Source organism: Microvirga arvi (assembly GCF_016892765.1).
In the GTDB taxonomy this organism is placed as follows: domain Bacteria; phylum Pseudomonadota; class Alphaproteobacteria; order Rhizobiales; family Beijerinckiaceae; genus Microvirga; species Microvirga arvi.
This window is the reverse complement of sequence record NZ_JAFEMD010000003.1, coordinates 174,327-192,299: the sequence shown is the minus strand read 5'-3', so window position 1 is coordinate 192,299 and position 17,973 is coordinate 174,327. Positions and strand designations below refer to the sequence as shown.

General features: G+C 64.7%; 17 protein-coding genes and 1 pseudogene. 12 read left to right on the top strand and 6 right to left on the bottom strand.

Annotated elements, in window-relative coordinates:
• Window positions 1-378 precede the first annotated feature (378 nt).
• The 4 genes from rpsT to mutM form a co-directional block, all read right to left on the bottom strand.
• A complete protein-coding gene (gene rpsT / locus ILT44_RS03240; protein ID WP_204238126.1) occupies window positions 379-645 on the bottom strand; it encodes a 30S ribosomal protein S20 in 267 nt (88 codons plus the stop codon).
• A gap of 173 nt (window positions 646-818) precedes the next feature.
• Window positions 819-1,610 carry a TSUP family transporter gene (locus tag ILT44_RS03235; RefSeq protein WP_204238125.1) on the bottom strand — a complete coding sequence of 264 codons (792 nt, stop codon included), beginning with the start codon at window positions 1,608-1,610 and terminating at the stop codon, window positions 819-821.
• Between the two features lie 2 nt (window positions 1,611-1,612).
• Window positions 1,613-2,386 carry an enoyl-CoA hydratase gene (locus tag ILT44_RS03230; protein WP_204238124.1) on the bottom strand — a complete coding sequence of 258 codons (774 nt, stop codon included), beginning with the start codon at window positions 2,384-2,386 and terminating at the stop codon, window positions 1,613-1,615.
• An 85-nt stretch (window positions 2,387-2,471) separates the two neighbouring features.
• Window positions 2,472-3,365, bottom strand: a complete 894-nt coding sequence (mutM, locus tag ILT44_RS03225) for a bifunctional DNA-formamidopyrimidine glycosylase/DNA-(apurinic or apyrimidinic site) lyase (protein ID WP_204238123.1) — start codon at window positions 3,363-3,365, stop codon at window positions 2,472-2,474.
• A gap of 208 nt (window positions 3,366-3,573) precedes the next feature.
• Between mutM and ubiE the strand changes: the two genes are divergently transcribed.
• From ubiE to ILT44_RS03180, 9 genes are all read left to right on the top strand, one after another.
• On the top strand, window positions 3,574-4,323 hold the full coding sequence (gene ubiE, locus ILT44_RS03220) for a bifunctional demethylmenaquinone methyltransferase/2-methoxy-6-polyprenyl-1,4-benzoquinol methylase UbiE (protein WP_204238122.1): 750 nt from the start codon (window positions 3,574-3,576) through the stop codon (window positions 4,321-4,323).
• A gap of 4 nt (window positions 4,324-4,327) precedes the next feature.
• A complete protein-coding gene (ubiB, locus tag ILT44_RS03215; RefSeq protein ID WP_204238121.1) occupies window positions 4,328-5,902 on the top strand; it encodes a 2-polyprenylphenol 6-hydroxylase in 1,575 nt (524 codons plus the stop codon).
• Entirely contained in the window at window positions 5,899-7,113 is a 1,215-nt protein-coding gene (gene coaBC / locus ILT44_RS03210) for a bifunctional phosphopantothenoylcysteine decarboxylase/phosphopantothenate--cysteine ligase CoaBC (RefSeq protein WP_204238120.1), read from the top strand. The genes ubiB and coaBC overlap by 4 nt, the downstream gene beginning before the upstream one ends.
• A complete protein-coding gene (gene dut / locus ILT44_RS03205; protein ID WP_204238119.1) occupies window positions 7,110-7,565 on the top strand; it encodes a dUTP diphosphatase in 456 nt (151 codons plus the stop codon). The genes coaBC and dut overlap by 4 nt, the downstream gene beginning before the upstream one ends.
• Before the next feature lie 13 nt (window positions 7,566-7,578).
• Complete coding sequence (locus ILT44_RS03200; RefSeq protein WP_204238118.1) at window positions 7,579-8,028, top strand: RrF2 family transcriptional regulator; 450 nt, start codon at window positions 7,579-7,581, stop codon at window positions 8,026-8,028.
• A 73-nt stretch (window positions 8,029-8,101) separates the two neighbouring features.
• Window positions 8,102-9,082, top strand: coding sequence for a cysteine synthase A (cysK, locus tag ILT44_RS03195; protein WP_204238117.1), 981 nt, complete (start codon window positions 8,102-8,104; stop codon window positions 9,080-9,082).
• Window positions 9,083-9,230: 148 nt separating this feature from the next.
• Window positions 9,231-9,581, top strand: a complete 351-nt coding sequence (locus tag ILT44_RS03190) for a hypothetical protein (RefSeq protein ID WP_204238116.1) — start codon at window positions 9,231-9,233, stop codon at window positions 9,579-9,581.
• A 12-nt stretch (window positions 9,582-9,593) separates the two neighbouring features.
• A complete protein-coding gene (locus ILT44_RS03185) occupies window positions 9,594-9,827 on the top strand; it encodes a hypothetical protein (protein ID WP_204238115.1) in 234 nt (77 codons plus the stop codon).
• 13 nt (window positions 9,828-9,840) lie between these two features.
• Window positions 9,841-10,005 (top strand): hypothetical protein, encoded by a 165-nt coding sequence (locus ILT44_RS03180; RefSeq protein WP_204238114.1) that lies wholly within the window; start codon window positions 9,841-9,843, stop codon window positions 10,003-10,005.
• A gap of 48 nt (window positions 10,006-10,053) precedes the next feature.
• On the opposite strand, the gene ILT44_RS03175 is transcribed toward ILT44_RS03180, so the two are convergent.
• Window positions 10,054-10,677 carry a glutathione S-transferase family protein gene (locus tag ILT44_RS03175; protein WP_204238113.1) on the bottom strand — a complete coding sequence of 208 codons (624 nt, stop codon included), beginning with the start codon at window positions 10,675-10,677 and terminating at the stop codon, window positions 10,054-10,056.
• 76 nt (window positions 10,678-10,753) lie between these two features.
• Entirely contained in the window at window positions 10,754-12,583 is a 1,830-nt protein-coding gene (gene typA / locus ILT44_RS03170) for a translational GTPase TypA (protein WP_204238112.1), read from the bottom strand.
• Between the two features lie 1,002 nt (window positions 12,584-13,585).
• Between typA and ILT44_RS03165 the strand changes: the two genes are divergently transcribed.
• The 3 genes and pseudogenes from ILT44_RS03165 (at window position 13,586) to ILT44_RS30675 (ending at window position 17,968) form a co-directional block, all read left to right on the top strand.
• On the top strand, window positions 13,586-15,475 hold the full coding sequence (locus ILT44_RS03165) for a PAS domain-containing HWE histidine kinase family protein (protein ID WP_204238111.1): 1,890 nt from the start codon (window positions 13,586-13,588) through the stop codon (window positions 15,473-15,475).
• 283 nt (window positions 15,476-15,758) lie between these two features.
• Window positions 15,759-17,684, top strand: coding sequence for an adenylate/guanylate cyclase domain-containing protein (locus ILT44_RS03160; RefSeq protein WP_204238110.1), 1,926 nt, complete (start codon window positions 15,759-15,761; stop codon window positions 17,682-17,684).
• A pseudogene (locus ILT44_RS30675) lies at window positions 17,681-17,968 on the top strand (GIY-YIG nuclease family protein). Before ILT44_RS03160 ends, ILT44_RS30675 begins: the two are co-directional and overlap by 4 nt.
• Window positions 17,969-17,973 lie beyond the last annotated feature (5 nt).

Below are 17,973 nucleotides of genomic sequence, written 5' to 3'. Positions count from 1 at the left end.
GTTCACAGCCTCGTCCACAGGTTTTGAATCTGGGCTTTAAAGTCCTGACTCTTCAACTGATTCACTGTGTCATCACAGCCTGTGCGCAGGCCCGAAAAAAGAGTTTTCGCGCAACCTTGATTCAGAACCGATTCGGCTCGACTCGCGAGGTGATTCTGATGCTTCGCGAAGCTTTGCCTGCTAAGCTATTGAGGCATCTTGTTCTTTTATGTGCGGTTTGAATCTGGGCTGTGGAGCGTTCACCCCGTCAGGCCGGGATAAAGTCAAGCTCCCGTGTGGATAAAATTTTGGCGTAGAATCCGACATCGGACATGAAAAAACCCGGCCTCTCGGCCGGGTCTGATCAACGCGATAAAGACAGCTGTCTGAGCTGCTGTTTTAAGCGCTCAGCGTCTTGATGCGGTTCGCCAGGCGCGAGACCTTCCGCGACGCGGTGTTCTTATGCACGATGCCCTTCTGGGCCGCGCGCATCATCTCCGGCTCGGCAGCGCGCAGAGCCGCCGCAGCCTCGGTCTGGTTACCGGAAGCGATTGCCTCTTCAACCTTGCGGACGAAGGTCCGCATGCGGCTGCGACGCGACTTGTTGATCGCGGTGCGCTTCGCGATCTTGCGGGTCATCTTCTTGGCGGACACGGTGTTGGCCATGGCCCATCCTCGTTCTTTAAAATCCCGATGGCCAAGCTCAAGCCCTAAGGAGAGCTCCGGCAGCGATCGGTTGATTGCATGGAAACCGAAGAGCCCGCGGGACGCGCGGGCTCATGTGAGGCGGCTTATAGACGCGATGCTCGCGAACGTCAACGTCCGTGGGCCTTTGCGCGTCAAAAAAGCGCCAAGAGCCCCTGGCGCCACGGATTGGCCGGGTCGAGCAGGAGCGTCAGGGCCATCAGGCTCGACACCAGGACCAGCAGCGGCCGGATGAGCCGGGAGCCCAGCCGCATGGCAAGCCGCGACCCCGCCTGAGCCCCGAGCAATGACGCTCCGGCCATGACCAGACCCAGAGGCCACACCACCGCGCCTGTCGACGCATAGAGGAGGAGGCTGCCGAAATTGCTCGCGAAATTGACGAGCTTCGTATGCGCGGTTGCCTTCACCACCCCATAGCCGAGGAGCGTCACGAAGGCGAGCATGTAGAAGGAGCCCGCACCCGGCCCGAAGATGCCGTCATAGAAGCCGATGGCGACGGGCGCGGTGAGGCCGAAGGCGAGAGCCGTCATCCGGGCATGGGCGTCCTCGTCCTTCATCTTGCGCGAGACGGCGAAGTAGATCGCCATCGCGATGAGCATGACCGGGATCAGAACCTCGAGCACGGAGCGCGGCAGGAACTGAACGCAGAGGGCTCCCGCCACGCTGCTTAGGAAAGCCACCAAGGTGAAGCCCCAGGCCTTGCGCCATTCGATCAGCCCCTTGCGGCCGAAGGTGTAGGTGGCGGAGGCGGCCGCGACCGAGCCCTGCACCTTGTTGGTGGCGATCGCCTGCGCCGGATCGAAGCCCGCGAGCAGGAGGGCCGGCACGGTGAGAAGCCCGCCGCCCCCGGCAATGGAATCCACGAAGCCCGCCAGAAAAGAGATCGCGGCGAGCGCCGCGATCATGTCGAAACCGATGTCGAACACGATTACCCGTTCTTGAACTCAGGCGGGCGCTTGCCCACAAAGGCCGCCATGCCTTCCTTCTGGTCGGCGGTGGCGAACATGGCGTGGAACAGGCGCCGCTCGAAACGGATGCCCTCGGAGAGCGACACCTCGTCGGCCCGGTTGACGGTCTCCTTGGTCATCATGGCGATCGGCAGCGACATGGACGCGATGGTCTCCGCCGTCTTCAGCGCGTCGGTGAGGAGATCGGCCAGCGGCACCACGCGGGCGACGAGCCCGGAGCGCTCGGCTTCCTCTGCGCCCATCATCCGGCCCGTCAGGCACATCTCCATGGCCTTGGCCCTGCCGACGAGGCGGGTCAGGCGCTGGGTGCCGCCCATGCCCGGCATCACGCCGAGCTTGATCTCCGGCTGACCGAACTTGGCGTTGTCCGCTGCGATGATGAAGTCGCACATCATGGCGAATTCGCAGCCACCGCCGAGCGCAAAGCCCGCCACCGCCGCGATCATCGGCTTGCGCCGGCCCGATACCTTCTCCCAGCCGGAGAAGAAATCGGCCATGTAGGTGTGCGGATAGGCGAGCTCCGCCATCTCCTTGATGTCGGCGCCGGCGGCAAAGGCCTTCTCCGAGCCGGTGATGACAATGCAGCCGATATCAGCATCCGCCTCGAAGGCGTCGAGGGCCTGGTTCACCTCGTTCAGCAGCGCCGAATTGAGGGCGTTCAGGGCCTGGGGGCGGTTGAGGGTGATCAGCCCAACCTTGCCGCGCGTCTCAACGAGAATCGTCTCAAAAGCCATGCCGGCATCTCCTCCTCGATGGAGAGACACCGGTATGTGAGGGCGGACGATGCGGCAAGAGGAAAAAGGGAGGCCAGCCTTCGCCTTAAGCCGAGGAGCGCTTCTGGCATTCCGGACAATAGAAGGTGGAGCGTCCGGACTGCACGAGCCGCGCCACGGTGCCGGTGCAGGCGGGCGTCACGCAGGGCTCGCCCTCCCGGTCGTAGACCCGGAAGGAATGCTGGAAATAGCCGAGGGACCCGTCGACCTGCGCATGGTCGCGCAGGGTAGAGCCGCCGGCCTCCACCGCCTCCGAGAGCACATCCCGGATGATTTCAGCGAGCTGGTGCGCCTGGTCCGTAGGCTCACCTTTCTTCGTCACGAGCGAACCGGCGGGCGCCTCCGGGTGGAGGCCTGTGCGGAACAGGGCCTCGCACACATAGATGTTGCCGAGGCCCGCGATCAGGCGCTGGTCGAGGAGGGCGGCCTTCAGGGGCGTGCGCTTGCCGGAAAAGAGCTTGGCGATGGTCTCGCCCGAGAGCTCGTTGCCGAGCGGCTCGATGCCCATGCCGGCGAAATGCTTGGACGTTTCGATGTCCGAACGCGGCACCAGATCCATGAAGCCGAAGCGGCGGGCGTCATTATAGGTGACGGCCGCTCCGTTGGAGAGCTGGAAGACCACATGATCGTGAGCGCCCAGACCCCCATGCTCGTGATGAAACTCGCCCGGCATGCGGGTGGCTCCGTCCTTGGTCACGAGGAAGCGGCCGGACATGCCCAGATGCATGACCAGCACCTCGCCGCAGGAGAGATCGGCCAGGAGATACTTGGCCCGGCGGCCAAGCGCCTTGACCTCCTGCCCCTCCAGCCGTTCGGAAAACCGATCGGGGAAGGGGAAGCGCAGGTCTGGCCGGCGCTGGGTGACCTTGGTGAAGCGGGCTCCGACCATGGCGGGCTCCAGGCCCCGGCGCACGGTTTCGACTTCGGGCAGTTCGGGCATCAACCATCTCTCGGCTTCTTGAGGGCTCTTACATAGCCTTTAGGCCCCGCTTCCGCTATGGATCGCGACACTAGCGCATCGTGCGGAAAACCGGGTCCACTTTTCCGCACGATGCGCCGATCAAAGGATTAAGCATCGGATGGATCCCAAAAGTGCAAATCCACTTTTGGGTCCGATGCTCAAGGTGACGAGAGGTTTGGTGAGGATCATGACCGACGAGAAGACCCATTTCGGGTTCCAGTCCGTGCCGCTCGGCGAGAAGCAGGGCAAGGTCAACGAGGTCTTCCGCTCGGTCGCGAGCCGCTACGATCTCATGAACGACCTCATGTCCGTCGGGCTCCACCGCCTCTGGAAGGACGCGCTCATCTCGACCCTTCGCCCGCCCCGCGACCGCTCCTTCCGCCATCTCGACGTGGCCGGCGGCACCGGCGATGTCGCCTTCCGCATCCTGGACGAAGGCGGACCCCGGACTCACGTGACCGTGCTCGACATCAATGGCGAGATGCTGAAGGTGGGCGCCGAGCGGGCCGGGCACCGCTATGAGGGCCGCATCGATTTCGTCGAGGCCAATGCGGAGGAGCTGCCGTTCGAGCCCAAAACCTATGATGCCTACACCATCGCCTTCGGCATCCGGAACGTGCCGCGCATCGACCGCGCCTTAAGCGAGGCGCATCGGGTTCTCAAGCCCGGCGGGCGCTTCCTGTGTCTGGAATTCTCCAAGGTGGACGTGCCGGTGCTGGACAAGATCTACGACGCCTATTCCTTCAACGTCATCCCGAGGCTCGGGCAGATGGTGACAGGGGATGCGGAATCCTACCGATATCTCGTCGAGTCGATCCGCCGCTTCCCACCGCCCGTCGCCTTCGCACGGATGATCGAGGAGGCGGGCTTCAGGCGGGTCACGCACCGCTCGCTCACCGCGGGCGTGGTCGCCATTCACTCAGGCTGGAAGATCTAAGCGCGTGATCGGCAGCCTCTTCCATCTCGCCCGCAACCTGCGCGCAGGCTTCGTCCTGGCGCGCGAAGGCGCATTGGCGCTTGTCGATCCGAGCGCCCTGCCGCCCTCTGCCCGCCTCGCCCTGAAAATGGCCCGGCTCGTCGAGCGTCCGCAGGCCGGTGACGGCGCCACGCGATTGTCGAAGGCCCTCACGCGGCTCGGTCCATCCTACGTGAAATTCGGCCAGTTCCTGGCGACCCGTCCCGACATCGTCGGCGTGGCGGCCGCCCGCGATCTGGAGCGCCTGCAGGACCGCATGCCGCCCTTTCCAAGGGCTGAAGCCGTGCGCATGGTTGAGATCGCCCTCGGCCGTCCTATCGACGAGCTCTTTCTCGAATTTAGCGAGCCGATCGCGGCCGCCTCCATCGCTCAGGTCCACAAGGCCCGCATCCGTACCGCAGAAGGTGAGGAGACGCTCGCCGTGAAGGTGGTGCGGCCGGGCGTGCGCGAGGGCTTTGCCCGCGATCTCCAGGCCATGCGCGCCGCAGCCCGCCTGTTCGAGCGCGTGGTTCCCGATGCGCGCCGCCTCAAGCCTCTCGAGATCGTCGAGGCGCTGGCCCGTTCCGTCTCCGTCGAGATGGATTTGCGTCTCGAGGCCGCCGCCGTCTCAGAACTCGCCGAGAACACGAAGGACGATCCCGATTTCCGCGTGCCGAAGCCGGAATGGGACCTCACCGCCCGCGACGTGCTCACCACCACCTGGATCGAGGGCATTCGGCTCAATGATCTCGCCGCCATCGATGCCGCCGGCTTCGACCGGGTGGCGCTCGGGCGCGCGGTGATCCAGTCCTTCCTGCGCCATGCGATCCGCGACGGCTATTTCCATGCCGACATGCATCCGGGCAACCTGTTCGTCGATGTGCAAGGCCGCCTCGTGGCCGTCGATTTCGGCATCATGGGCCGGCTCGGCATGAAGGAGCGACGCTTCCTCGCCGAGATCCTGCTGGGCTTCATCCGCCGCGATTATCTGCGTGTCGCGCAGGTGCATTTCGAGGCCGGCTACGTGCCGCCGCACCACTCGGTCGAGGATTTTGCCCAGGCCATCCGCGCCATCGGCGAGCCGATCCACGACCGGCGCGCCGACGAGATCTCCATGGCGAAGCTGCTGACGCTTCTCTTCGAGATCACGGCGCTCTTCGACATGGCAACGCGGATCGAACTCGTCATGCTGCAGAAGACCATGGTCGTGGTCGAGGGCGTGGCGCGCAACCTCGATCCGAAGCTCGACATGTGGACCACCTCCGAGCCCGTCGTGCGCGACTGGATCGAGCGGAATCTCGGTCCCCTCGGTCGCGCCGAGCAGGCCGGCCGGGGCCTGTGGACGCTGGCGGGGGTCATCGGCGACCTGCCGGAGCTGGCGCTGCGCGCCGAACGGGTGCTCAGCCAGCTCGAGGAGGTGACGGCCCGGGGCGTGGCGCTGGACCAGGACAGCGTCGCCGCCATCGGTCGCGCCGAGGCGCGGGGCAACCGCTGGGGGGTGGCGGCCTTGTGGATCATCGCCGCTTCGCTGATGATCATGCTGTTCAGAGGCTTCGCATGACGGCGCTTTCAGGCAAACGCATCCTTCTGGTCATCGGCGGCGGTATCGCGGCCTACAAGTCGCTCGATCTCATCCGCCGGCTGCGCGAACGCGGCGCCTCGGTGCGCTGTATCCTGACCAACGGCGCTCAAGCGTTCATCACGCCGCTCGCCGCCTCCGCCCTGACGGGCCAGCGCTCGCATACGGACCTCTTCGACCGCGAGGACGAGGCGGATATCGGCCACATCAAGCTCGCCCGCGATGCGGACCTCATCGTCGTCGCCCCTGCCACCGCCAATCTCATGGCGAAGATGGCGGGAGGGCATGCGGACGATCTCGCCTCCACGGTGCTGCTGGCCACCACCCTGCCGATCCTGATCGCGCCGGCCATGAACGTGCGCATGTGGCTGCATCCGGCGACGCAGCGCAACCTGAAAACCCTGCAGGCGGATGGCGTTCATGTGGTCGGGCCCAATGACGGCGCCATGGCGGAGGCCGAATTCGGCCCCGGCCGCATGGCCGAGCCCCTGGAAATCGCGGCGGCCGTCGAGCGGCTGGTGGCTCCCTCGGGTCCGCTCGCCGGCAAGCATGTGATCGTCACCTCCGGCCCGACGCACGAGCCCATCGATCCGGTGCGCTACATCGCCAACCGCTCCTCCGGCAAGCAGGGCCACGCCATCGCGAGAGCCGCCGCCGAGGCCGGGGCCCGCGTAACGCTGATCTCCGGTCCGGTCACCCTGCCCGATCCTCCCGGTATCACGACCGTGCATGTGGAGAGCGCCCGCGAGATGCTGCAGGCCGTGGAGCAGGCTCTGCCTGCCGACGTCGGCATTTTCGCCGCCGCCGTGGCCGATTGGCGCGTGGCCAATGCGGGCGAGCAGAAGATCAAGAAGAAGGATGGCGCCCTGCCGAACCTGTCGCTCACCGAGAACCCCGACATCCTCGCCACCATCGCGCGCCGCACCGAAAACCGCCCGCCGCTCATGGTAGGTTTCGCGGCCGAGACCGAGCATGTGATCGAGCATGCGAAGCAGAAGCTCGCCAGGAAGGGCTGCGATCTCATCGTCGCCAACGATGTCTCTGCGCAAACCGGCGTGATGGGCGGAGACAGCAACACCGTGCATCTTGTCTCCACGTCCGATGTGGAAACCTGGCCGACTTTGTCGAAAACCGATGTCGCGAAAAAGCTTGTCGAACGCTTAGGCGCGATGATCGAAGGTGGGACTCCATGAGCCATCGCCTGCGCATCCAGCGTCTCGCCCATGCTGCCGATTTGCCATTGCCGCGCTATGAGACGGCCGATGCCGCGGGCATGGACCTCATCGCAGCCAATCCTGCCGATGCGCCGATCATCCTGCATCCCCGGGCCCGCGCGCGGATCCCGACAGGTCTGGTGTTCCAGCTCGAGCCGGGGTTCGAAGCGCAGGTGCGTCCTCGCTCGGGATTGGCGTTCAAGCATGGGGTCACGGTGCTCAATGCGCCGGGCACCGTCGATGCGGATTACCGTGGCGAGGTGCAGGTGCTGCTCGTCAATCTGGGCTCAGAACCCTTCACCGTCACGCGCGGCATGCGCATTGCCCAGATGATCGTTGCGCCTGTCATCCAGGTCGAGCCTGTGGAAGTGGAGCAGGTCGACGAGACGCCTCGCGCCGCCGGCGGCTTCGGCTCCACCGGATTGGGCTAGGGGAGCATCCGCCATGAACTTTCTCTCACGCCGCTCGCTTCTCGCCATCGCCGCCGTGACCGATATCGCGCTCCATGCCCGGCCCATGCCGGTCTCGGCCAAGGCATTGGCCGCCCGGCACAACCTGCCGCCGCGCTATCTTGAGCCGATCCTGCAGGCTCTCGTGCGCCAGGGCATCCTGAAGGGCGTGCGCGGGCCCCGGGGCGGCTATGAACTCGCCCGCGAGCGGCGGCGGATCACGGCAGGCGACATCGTGCGCATCGCCATGGCGGCCCTGGAGGAGGACGGCTCGTCGCCAATCCCCGAATCACGCCTGGCCGAGGCTGTTGTCAGCCCCCTGGTTCAGCGCGGCACGGAGGCTTTCCTCACCGAACTCGATCAGGTGACGGTGGAGGACCTTTGCCAGAAGGCGCAGGCGGAATCGGCTGTCGAACCGGCTTCGGCGGTCGATTTCACGATCTGAAATGTAAATTACTCCAAATATCGACACCTATTGCGGGAAAGGTTAAGGTTCCTCTGACCTGTAGGAGGATTTCATGGCTGACACTGTCAATGCATCGGGGGCCAGCACCAAACCCGGACGCGGCCGCATCTACGGCTCCATCACGGAAACCATCGGCAACACCCCTCTCGTGCGCCTGAACCGGCTGCCGAAGGAGCACGGAATCGACGCGGAGATTCTCCTCAAGCTCGAGTTCTTCAACCCGATTTCCAGCGTGAAGGACCGCATCGGCGTCAACATGATCGACTCCATGGAGGCGGCGGGTCTTATCAAACCGGGCGCGACCCTGATCGAGCCGACCTCCGGCAATACCGGCATCGCGCTTGCCTTCGTGGCGGCGGCGCGAGGCTACCGCCTCATCCTGGTGATGCCCGAGACCATGTCGCTTGAGCGCCGCAAGATGCTCGCCTTCCTCGGAGCGGAACTCGAACTCACTCCCGGTCCCCAGGGGATGAAGGGCGCCATCGCCCGGGCCGAGGAACTGCTCCGCGACATCCCCGGTTCGGTCATCCCGCAGCAGTTCAAGAACCCGGCCAATCCGGAGATCCACCGCAAGACGACGGCCGAGGAGATCTGGAACGACACCAACGGCCAGTTCGATGCCTTCGTGGCCGGTGTCGGCACCGGCGGCACCATCACCGGGGTCGCCCAGGTGATCAAGCCGCGCCTGCCCAACATGAAAGTGATCGCGGTCGAGCCCGAGGATTCTCCGGTTCTCTCCGGTGGCCAGCCCGGCCCGCACAAGATCCAGGGCATCGGTGCCGGATTCGTGCCGGACGTGCTTGATCGCTCCCTCATCGACGATGTGGTGACGGTGGGCAACCAGACGGCTTTCGACACGGCCCGTCGCCTCGCCAAGCTCGAGGGCATTCCGGGAGGCATCTCCACCGGCGCCAACGTGGCGGCGGCGCTCGAAGTGGCCGCCAGACCCGAGTTCAAGGGCAAGCGCATCATCACCGTCGCCCCCTCCTTTGCCGAGCGCTACATCTCGAGTGCGCTCTTCGAAGGGCTCTGATCTCCATCCAGTGAGCACACAAACCAGAGGGCGGCGTCACAGCCGCCCTTTTTGTTTGCGCCGGGCCCAAGCGTAGCCAGAACTTCGCTTCCCCCGCTGGGTTCTCCTTGCTGCATCCGAATTCAAACGATGTTTCAAGGAGTTCATCATGGCGGAACGCAAGGCTCCCCATTCATTGCAGAACCAGGACGCGGACCAGATCCGCAACGAGCAGCGCGGCGGCATCGACAGCCCCATTGATCCGAACCAAGACGGCGGAGCTGAGGGCAATGCCACGATGCGCAAGGTCTGGGACGAGCCCGGCGGTGAGGCCTATGCCTATCGCCAATCCATGGGTGGCGCCGGAAATAGGGACGAAGGGCATGACGAACTCACAGCCGATGAAACGCCCGAGACGACCAAGCATCTGAGCGATGCCAGCCTTTCGCCCAAGGACAAGGACGCGACTGCCGAGGCGATCGAGCGGGCGACGGCCGTCAACGGCAAGGATAAGGGCTGACAGGAGAGCGCCATGGGCAATGCAGGCTACGGCAATCACACCGAAGACACGAAGAAGGACGTCGAGTCCAAGCGTCTCGACCCGAAGGACGGCCAGCAGGCTTCCTCCGACAAGCAGCCAGGCGGCAAGCAGCCGGCGGCGGGTCCTCACAGCAAGCCGTCGCTGACCAACCCGGATTCGACCCCGGGCACGGGCGCTCTGCCTGATGCCGGCGACCGGGATGCGACCGATTCCACAAGCTCATGAGGGACAAGCAGCGATGACAGCACCCGACAAGAAATCGAACAAGGCGACCGAGGAGGATATCAGCGCTCCCCGGCTGACTCCGCAGGGTCGGGAGAACCCCGAGGCATCGGGCGAGGATTCCACCGACCCGATGGGTGAGGGCGCCAAGAAGGGGCAGAGCGACAAGGCGGAAGGCTAAGCAAGACTACTTGCCGGCAGCACCGGGGAAGCCCGCAGCGGTTTCCCTCTACAATCCCCCATCCCGTCCATAGAGCCGAAAGCCTTCACGCTCGCACAGACGATCGTAGTAGCGCTCGATCTGCCGCAGATCGGGCCGCTCGAGCGGAATGCTTTTCCAGCGATGGATCGACAGGCCGATGACGATGTCGGCGCAGGTGAAATCAGGCCCTGCGATATAGGCGCCGGTGCGGGCGAGTTCCCGGTCGAGCACCTCAACCGCGGCGCAGAACCTGCTCCAGGATGCTGCTATCTCGGTCCGGTCCTGGAAGTTCGGGTTCTTGCGCACCGTTGCCTGAAAGACGGCGCGCCAGGTGTTGTTGAAGTCGGAGACCTGCCAGTCCATCCACTTCTCGACCTGCGCCCGCCTCGCCGGAGCGGCAGGCAGCAGGTCGTGGCGGTTTTCGCGCGCCGCCAGATAGCGGACGATGCTGTTCGATTCCCAGAAGAGCTGGCCTGCATCCTCGATCACGGGGATCATGCCGACAGGATTGAGCTTGAGAAAGTCGGGGTCCGTGACGGGCCGCGTGCCGCCACCCCAATCGATCCGCTCGAAGGGAAGGCCCAGCTCCACGCAGGTCCAGAGCACCTTCCGGACATTGATGGAGCCTGCATATCCGTGGATCCTCAGCATGTCCGCTCCTCATCCCCATTCATGAAAAAGGCCGCTCTAGGAGCGGCCTTTCAACTGTTGCCTAAGGCGCTGCGATTTAAGCGCTCAGCGCTTCCTTCGAGCGCTCGGCGCGCTTGCGGTCGTTCGGGTCGAGGATCGCCTTGCGGATGCGGATCGACTTCGGCGTCACCTCGACGAGCTCGTCGTCCTGGATCCAGGCGAGCGACTTCTCCAGCGTCATGCGGATCGGCGGCGTCAGGCGCACCGCTTCGTCCTTCGAGGTCGTGCGGATGTTGGTGAGCTTCTTGCCCTTCAGCACGTTCACCTCGAGATCGTTCTCGCGGTTGTGCTCGCCGACGATCATGCCCTGATAGACCTTCCAGCCGGGCTCGATCATCATCGGGCCGCGATCCTCGAGATTCCACAGCGCATAGGCCACGGCCTCGCCGGAATCGTTGGAGATCAGCACGCCGTTGCGCCGTCCCGCGATCTCTCCGCGATAGGGCTCGTAGGCGTGGAACAGGCGGTTCATGATCGCGGTGCCGCGGGTGTCGGTCATCAGCTCGCCCTGGTAGCCGATGAGGCCGCGGGTCGGAGCATAGAACACCAGGCGCTGGCGGTTGCCGCCGGAGGGGCGCATCTCGACCATGTCGGCGCGACGCTCGGACATCTTCTGCACCACGACGCCGGAATGCTCCTCGTCCACGTCGATGACCACTTCCTCGATGGGCTCGAGGAGCTGGCCCGTGGCTTCGTCCTTGTTGAACACCACGCGGGGGCGGGACACGGCGAGCTCGAAGCCCTCGCGGCGCATGGTCTCGATCAGGATCGCGAGCTGCAACTCGCCACGGCCCGACACGTAGAAGGAATCCTTGTCGGCGGCTTCCTCGATCTTGAGGGTCACGTTGCCCTCCGCCTCCTTGAACAGGCGGTCGCGGATCATGCGGCTCGTGACCTTGTCGCCCTCGGTGCCGGCCAGCGGCGAGTCGTTGACGATGAAGGACATGGTCACGGTCGGCGGGTCGATGGGCTGCGCCTGGATCGGGATGTCGTTCTCCGGCGCGCTGAAGGTATCGGCCACCGAGCCCTTCACCAGGCCCGCGATGGAGACGATGTCGCCCGCCTCGCCGAGCTCGATCGGCTGGCGCTCCAGGCCGCGGAAGGCCAGGATCTTGGACACGCGGCCGGTCTCGACGACCTTGCCCTCGCGGTCGAGCACCTTGATCGACTGGTTCGGCTTCACGGTGCCGGAGCTGATGCGGCCGGTGACGATGCGGCCCAGGAAGGGGTTGGCTTCGAGCAGCGTGCCGAGCATGCGGAACGGGCCTTCCTCGGTCTTCGCCGGCGGCACATGCTCGAGCACGAGGTCGAACAGGGGAGCCAGACCTTCATCGCTCGGGCCTTCCGGGGCCTTCGCCATCCAGCCGTTGCGGCCGGATCCGTAGAGGATCGGGAAGTCGAGCTGCTCGTCGGTGGCGTCGAGCGCCGCGAAGAGATCGAACACCTCGTTGACGACTTCGACGTGGCGCGCGTCGGGACGGTCGATCTTGTTGATCGCCACGATGGGGCGCAGGCCGATCTTGAGGGCCTTGGAGACCACGAACTTCGTCTGCGGCATCGGGCCTTCGGCCGCATCCACCAGAACGATGGCGCCGTCCACCATGCTCAGGATGCGTTCCACCTCGCCGCCGAAATCGGCGTGGCCGGGGGTGTCGACGATGTTGATGCGGGTGTCCTTCCAGACGACCGAGGTCGCCTTGGCCAGGATCGTGATGCCGCGCTCCTTCTCGAGGTCGTTCGAGTCCATGGCGCGCTCTTCCACGCGCTGGTTCTCGCGGAAGCTGCCCGATTGCTGGAGCAGCTTGTCGACGAGGGTAGTCTTGCCATGGTCGACGTGGGCGATGATGGCGATGTTGCGCAGCTTCATGAGGCTAGTCTTTCAAAACAAAATGGCCCGGTTCGCGGCAAGCGTGGCCGCGCCCCTGGCTCGAACCGGGCGGAAATCTGATGCGCTGCAATATAATGATTAAGGTGCGGCGGCAATAGGGCAGCTTGGCTCCTGTGACAGGCCGATAGGGCAGCGCCTTGGGGCCCGCAGCGTGAGCTGCGAGCCTTGGGTTGAGATCGAGGGTGGCGCGTCAGGCAGCCCGGCTCGATGATGGATGGTGTGAGATGGAAGAGCCGAGATGCCTCTTCGCGCACGGTTTGTTTAGGCGTTCAGGCGATGCCAGCCCGGTGACCGTTTAAGGCGTTGTCCGTCTGCTCGACGGGGGCCTTGAACCGATCCCGACCACCGGCATACAGCCTGGGCCTCTCGCCAGACTGCGTGCGAGGCAAGCCTGCGAGACCGTGTCTGCTCCCGCACTGCGACGCCTCGCGAGCGCGCCCCTCGACAGGACCAGATCTAAGACAACGATATAGCCGAGCTTAGGAACCTTGTCAAGAACAAAATGAGAACACGTGCGCCTGCCCTCTCCCCTTTAGCGGGAGAGGGTGGCCCTCGCGTCAGCGAGAGTCGGGAGAGGGGCGGTGCAAGACCAATGACGCCCCCTCTCCCGGCTCACTTTCGTTCGCCACCCTCCCCCGCACAGGGGGGAGGGGAAAGCCGCGCCCTATCCTGCAGCCGATCCCGGATTGCTGCGGCGCTAAGGCATCGATCGAGGCCATGATATGTTCTACACAATGATTGAAGTCATGCGGCGAGAGCCTAAATGGCTGATATCCCTTGCCACTCCAAAGCTCCGCATGCTCACCAGGACAACCTTGAACGCCTTCCGCATGCCCGAGCTTGAAGGTCCGACAGCGGCCAAGGTCGGGTCCGGGTCCCGTCCTCGCGTCTTTGTGACCGTGTCTGCCATCCATCGGCCGATCGACCGGCGAGGCCGGATCGATGCATGGCAGGACCGGACAGGGCCGGCAGGCGAGCCTCATGCACGATAGTCTTGCCTCCGGTTCGAATTTTCTGAGCGGGGGTGGCGAGATGGGTGCGCTCATGCGCGCCCACGACTGGTCGTCCTCTCCGCTGGGCCGGCCTGAATACTGGCCGCAGAGCCTCCGGTCCGTGGTGAGCCTGATGCTCACCTCGAAGTTCCCCATGTTCATCGCCTGGGGCCCGGAACTGGCGTTTTTGTACAATGACGGCTACGTGCCGATCTTGGGCGCAAAGCACCCGCATGCTCTCGGACTGCCGTTTCGTGAGGTCTGGTCGGATATCTGGCCCGACATCGAACCCCTGGTGATCAAGGCGCTTGCAGGCGAGGCGACCTATCACGAGGACCTGCATCTCGTGATGGAGCGCCACGGCTATCCGGAGGATACGTGGTACACCTTCTCCTACTCGCCCGTGCGTGATGAGACAGGTGAAATCGCTGGCATGTTCTGCGCCTGCACGGAGACCACCCAGGAGGTGAAGCTGCGCGCGGCCCTGAGGGCGGAGCAAGACCGGCTTCGCGATCTCTTCAAGCAGGCGCCGGGCTTTATGACGATGATGGGCGGGCGAGATCACGTCTTCGAGCTGGTGAACGATGCCTATCTGCAGCTCGTGGGCCATCGCCGCGACATCGTCGGCAAGCCCGTGCGCGAAGCGCTGCCCGAGGTGGCAGGTCAGGGCTTCTTCGAGCTGCTCGACAAGGTCTATACGACGGGCAAGCCGTTCGTCGGGCGCAACCTGCGGGTCGGGCTGCAGCGCGAGCCGGGGAGCGAAGTCGAGGAACGGTTCGTTGATCTGGTCTATCAGCCCGTCACCGATCAGGCGGGCAGCGTGACCGGCATCTTTGCCGAAGGCTATGACGTCACCGAGCGCGTGCAGGCTGAAGCAAGTCTGCGCGAGAGCGAGGCGCGGTTCCGCAATCTCGCCGACAACGCGCCCGTGATGGTCTGGGTCACGGAGCCGGATGGGACCTGCAGCTACCTATCGCGCTCCTGGTACGAGTTCACGGGCCAGACATCGGAAACGGGTCTCGGCTTCGGCTGGCTCGACGCCGTCCACCCGGACGACAGGATTTGGTCGGGAGAGGTCTTCCGAGACGCCAATGGCAGACGTGAGCCGTTCCGGCTCGAGTACAGGCTCTGTCGCGCCGACGGCACCTACCGCTGGGCGATCGACGCCGCCGCGCCGCGCTTCGGCGAAGACGGCACCTTCCTCGGCTATGTGGGTTCGGTGCTCGACATCACCGACCGCAAGCAGGTCGAGGAGCATCGCGAGCTTCTCATCAACGAGCTGAACCACCGGGTGAAGAACACGCTCACCATTGTTCAGTCGATGGCGTCGCAAAGCCTGAGGCAGATGAGCGAGGAGAACCGTCCCAAGGTCCAGGCCTTCGAGGATCGCCTGTTCGCCCTGGCCCGGGCCCATGACGTTCTCACCCGCGAGAACTGGGAGGGAGCGGAACTGCGGGAGATCATCAACGAGGTGGTCGAGCCCTATCTGCGGCAGAAGACGAAACACTTTGAGATCGAAGGACCGCATCTTCGCCTGATTCCGAGAACGGCTCTCGCCATCGCCATGGCGATCCACGAACTGGCGACGAACGCCGCCAAATACGGTGCGCTTTCCGTCCCGTCCGGATGCGTCTTCATCACCTGGACGGTCACATCAGGCAGCGTTCCGCATCTGGAACTGCGCTGGCAGGAGCGCGACGGCCCGCCGGTAGCCCTGCCGACCCGCAGGGGTTTCGGCACGCGGTTGATCGAGCGGAGCCTCGCAACCGATGTAGGGGGAGAGGTCCGGCTGATCTACGATCCCGCCGGCGTCGTGTGCGTGATGAACGCCCCGCTGATCGATGAAAGTGGGATGCTGGAGCACTCTACGGGCCCGTAGGAAAAGTCCGGGCCATCGTCTCCAGGCGACACGGCAGGCGAAGGCCTGTCACGATACCCGCTCTTTCGACCCGCGGCGATGAAAGCACCTGTCAGGACCGGCCCGCGGGTGTCATGGCGTTGCTCTCGGGCACGTCGTGAGGAGCACGGGGAGCGTCTCCATCGCCCCCGCGCTGCCAGGCCCGCCAAGATTCCTGATCGACAAGGCAAGCGGCTTGGTGAGAGTATGGGTGCCCGCTTCAGCCCTGGGCAGCAAAGGCGATCCCTCCTTCTCCGGAGATCCGATGAGGGGCATGCGTGTTCGGCTCGGCTTTCAACTCTCCGTCACGTCGCTGTTCGTGGCGGTGGTGCTTGCCGTCGGCTTGGCCCTGGTCTTCCTCAGCTTCGACCGCGCCCGCTCGATCACCCGGTCCGCGGCTCTGAGCTTCATCGACCGGGTCGCCGACCACACGGCCGACCGCGTGAACGGACAGTTCAAGGACGTCCTCGATATCCTGGAGGTGCTGCGGCAGCTTCAGCCCATCGAGTCCGGCACAATCCTTGGCAATCCGCCCCTCTATGCCACGCTGGCAGCGCTCCTGCGTCGGCATGGGCAACTCTACAACCTCTATGTCGGGTATGAAGACGGTGGGTTCATCGAACTCGACATGCTGGACCGGGCCGGGCCGGCGATCCGCGGGCAGCTCCAAGCGCCGCCGGACGCCGCCTTCAGGCTGTCCGTCATGGAGAGACCGCCGGGAGAGGCAGATCGGATCCGCTTCACGTCCTATCTCTCATCCGACCTGACCGTTCTCGCCCAGGACCATCGCCCGGCCGATTACGACCCGCGAGAGAGGCCATGGTACCAGGGAGCCTTCGAGCCCGATGCTGCCGCGATCACCGACCCTTACATGTTCAAGGTTGCGTCCCTGATCGGGTACACCGTGCGTGCGCCGTTCACGCAAGGACGGCGCGGCATCGCGGCTGGGGACATTCTTCTCGCGGAGACGGACGCTTTCCTGCGCGCCCAGAAGCTCGGAGCCTCGGGGGCCGTTTTTCTCTTCGACGACCGCAGCCGGATCGTGGCCCATTCCCGCATGTCGGAATTCTTCCGTGCGCGAGGTCCCGACGCGGCGCTGGAGTTGCCGCGTCTCGATCAGCTCGTGGCGGTCGACATCGCTCGCCCTCTCGCCCTCTGGCAATGGGGCGGGGCGGCGCAGCAGATCTTCGACACGGCGGACGGGCGGACTTACGTGGCAGCCTTTCGTTCGATCCAGGCGGCCGGATCGTCCGGTCTTAAGCTCGCCGTCGTGGCGCCGCTCGACGAGTTCTTCGCCGAGATCGAAGCGGGACGGCGCCAGCTCGTTCTCCTGGCGCTCGGCTTCGTCCTCGCGATGCTGCCAGTCGTCTGGTGGATCGGATCGATGCTGTCGCGGTCCATGAAGGTGCTGGCGCTCGAGACGGACCGCATCCAGAGGTTCGAGACCGGCGGTCCCACGCGGCGGATCCGTTCGATGATCCGGGAGATCGACGACCTCGGACAATCGGTTGCCACGATGCAGACGGTGGTGCGGACCTTCGCCAGCTTCGTGCCGAAGCGCCTCGTCCAGCAGCTCGTCGCGACAGGTGATGCTCTCCAGCCCGGCGGGTCGCGTCGCGAGGTCACAGTCCTGTTCACCGACATCGCAGGCTTTACCGCCATCACCGAGAAGGCGGATCCCGAACAGGTGATGCTTCGTACCTCGCGCTATCTTGCGGTTTTGTCGGCGGTGATCACGGAGCATGGCGGCACGGTCGACAAATTCGTCGGCGACGCCATCATGGCGATCTGGAACGCGCCGGCCGACGATCCCGATCATGTCGCCCATGCCTGTGCGGCCGTGCTGGCCTGCCGGGAGGCCAATCACAAGCTCAATGCGGAATTCGAACGTGAAGGGTGGCCGGCCTACAGGACACGGTTCGGGCTTCATACGGGCGAGGCGGTCGTCGGCACCATCGGGTCGGATGACCGGATGGCCTACACGGTGCTCGGCGCGACCGTGAACCTGGCCGCCCGCCTGGAGCCGCTCAACAAGGAATATGGCACCGAGATCCTCGTCAGCGACGCCGTCCGGCAACGCGTTGCCGACCGCTTCGAATTTCGGAAGATCGACACGATCAGGCCGAAGGGATTCGAAGCGACCGTCCAGGTCTACGAGCTGTGCGGAATGACGGGGGTGCCCATTGAATGACCTACCACGTCTCCATCCTCGCCAGTCGTCGCCACGGCACGCTCTACATCGGCGTCACCAATGATCTGGCGCGTTGAGTGCGCGAGCATCAGTCGAAGAGCATGCCCGGCTTCACCGCTCAATACGATGCGGCGCGTCTCGTTTGGTAGGAAAGCTACGAGCGTATCGATGAAGCGATTGCGCGGGAGAAGGCGCTCAAGAAGTGGCGTCGGGATTGGAAGATCCGGCTGATCGAGGAGATGAATCCCGAGTGGGAGGATTTGACCTTGACGCTTAATCGGTAAGGCGC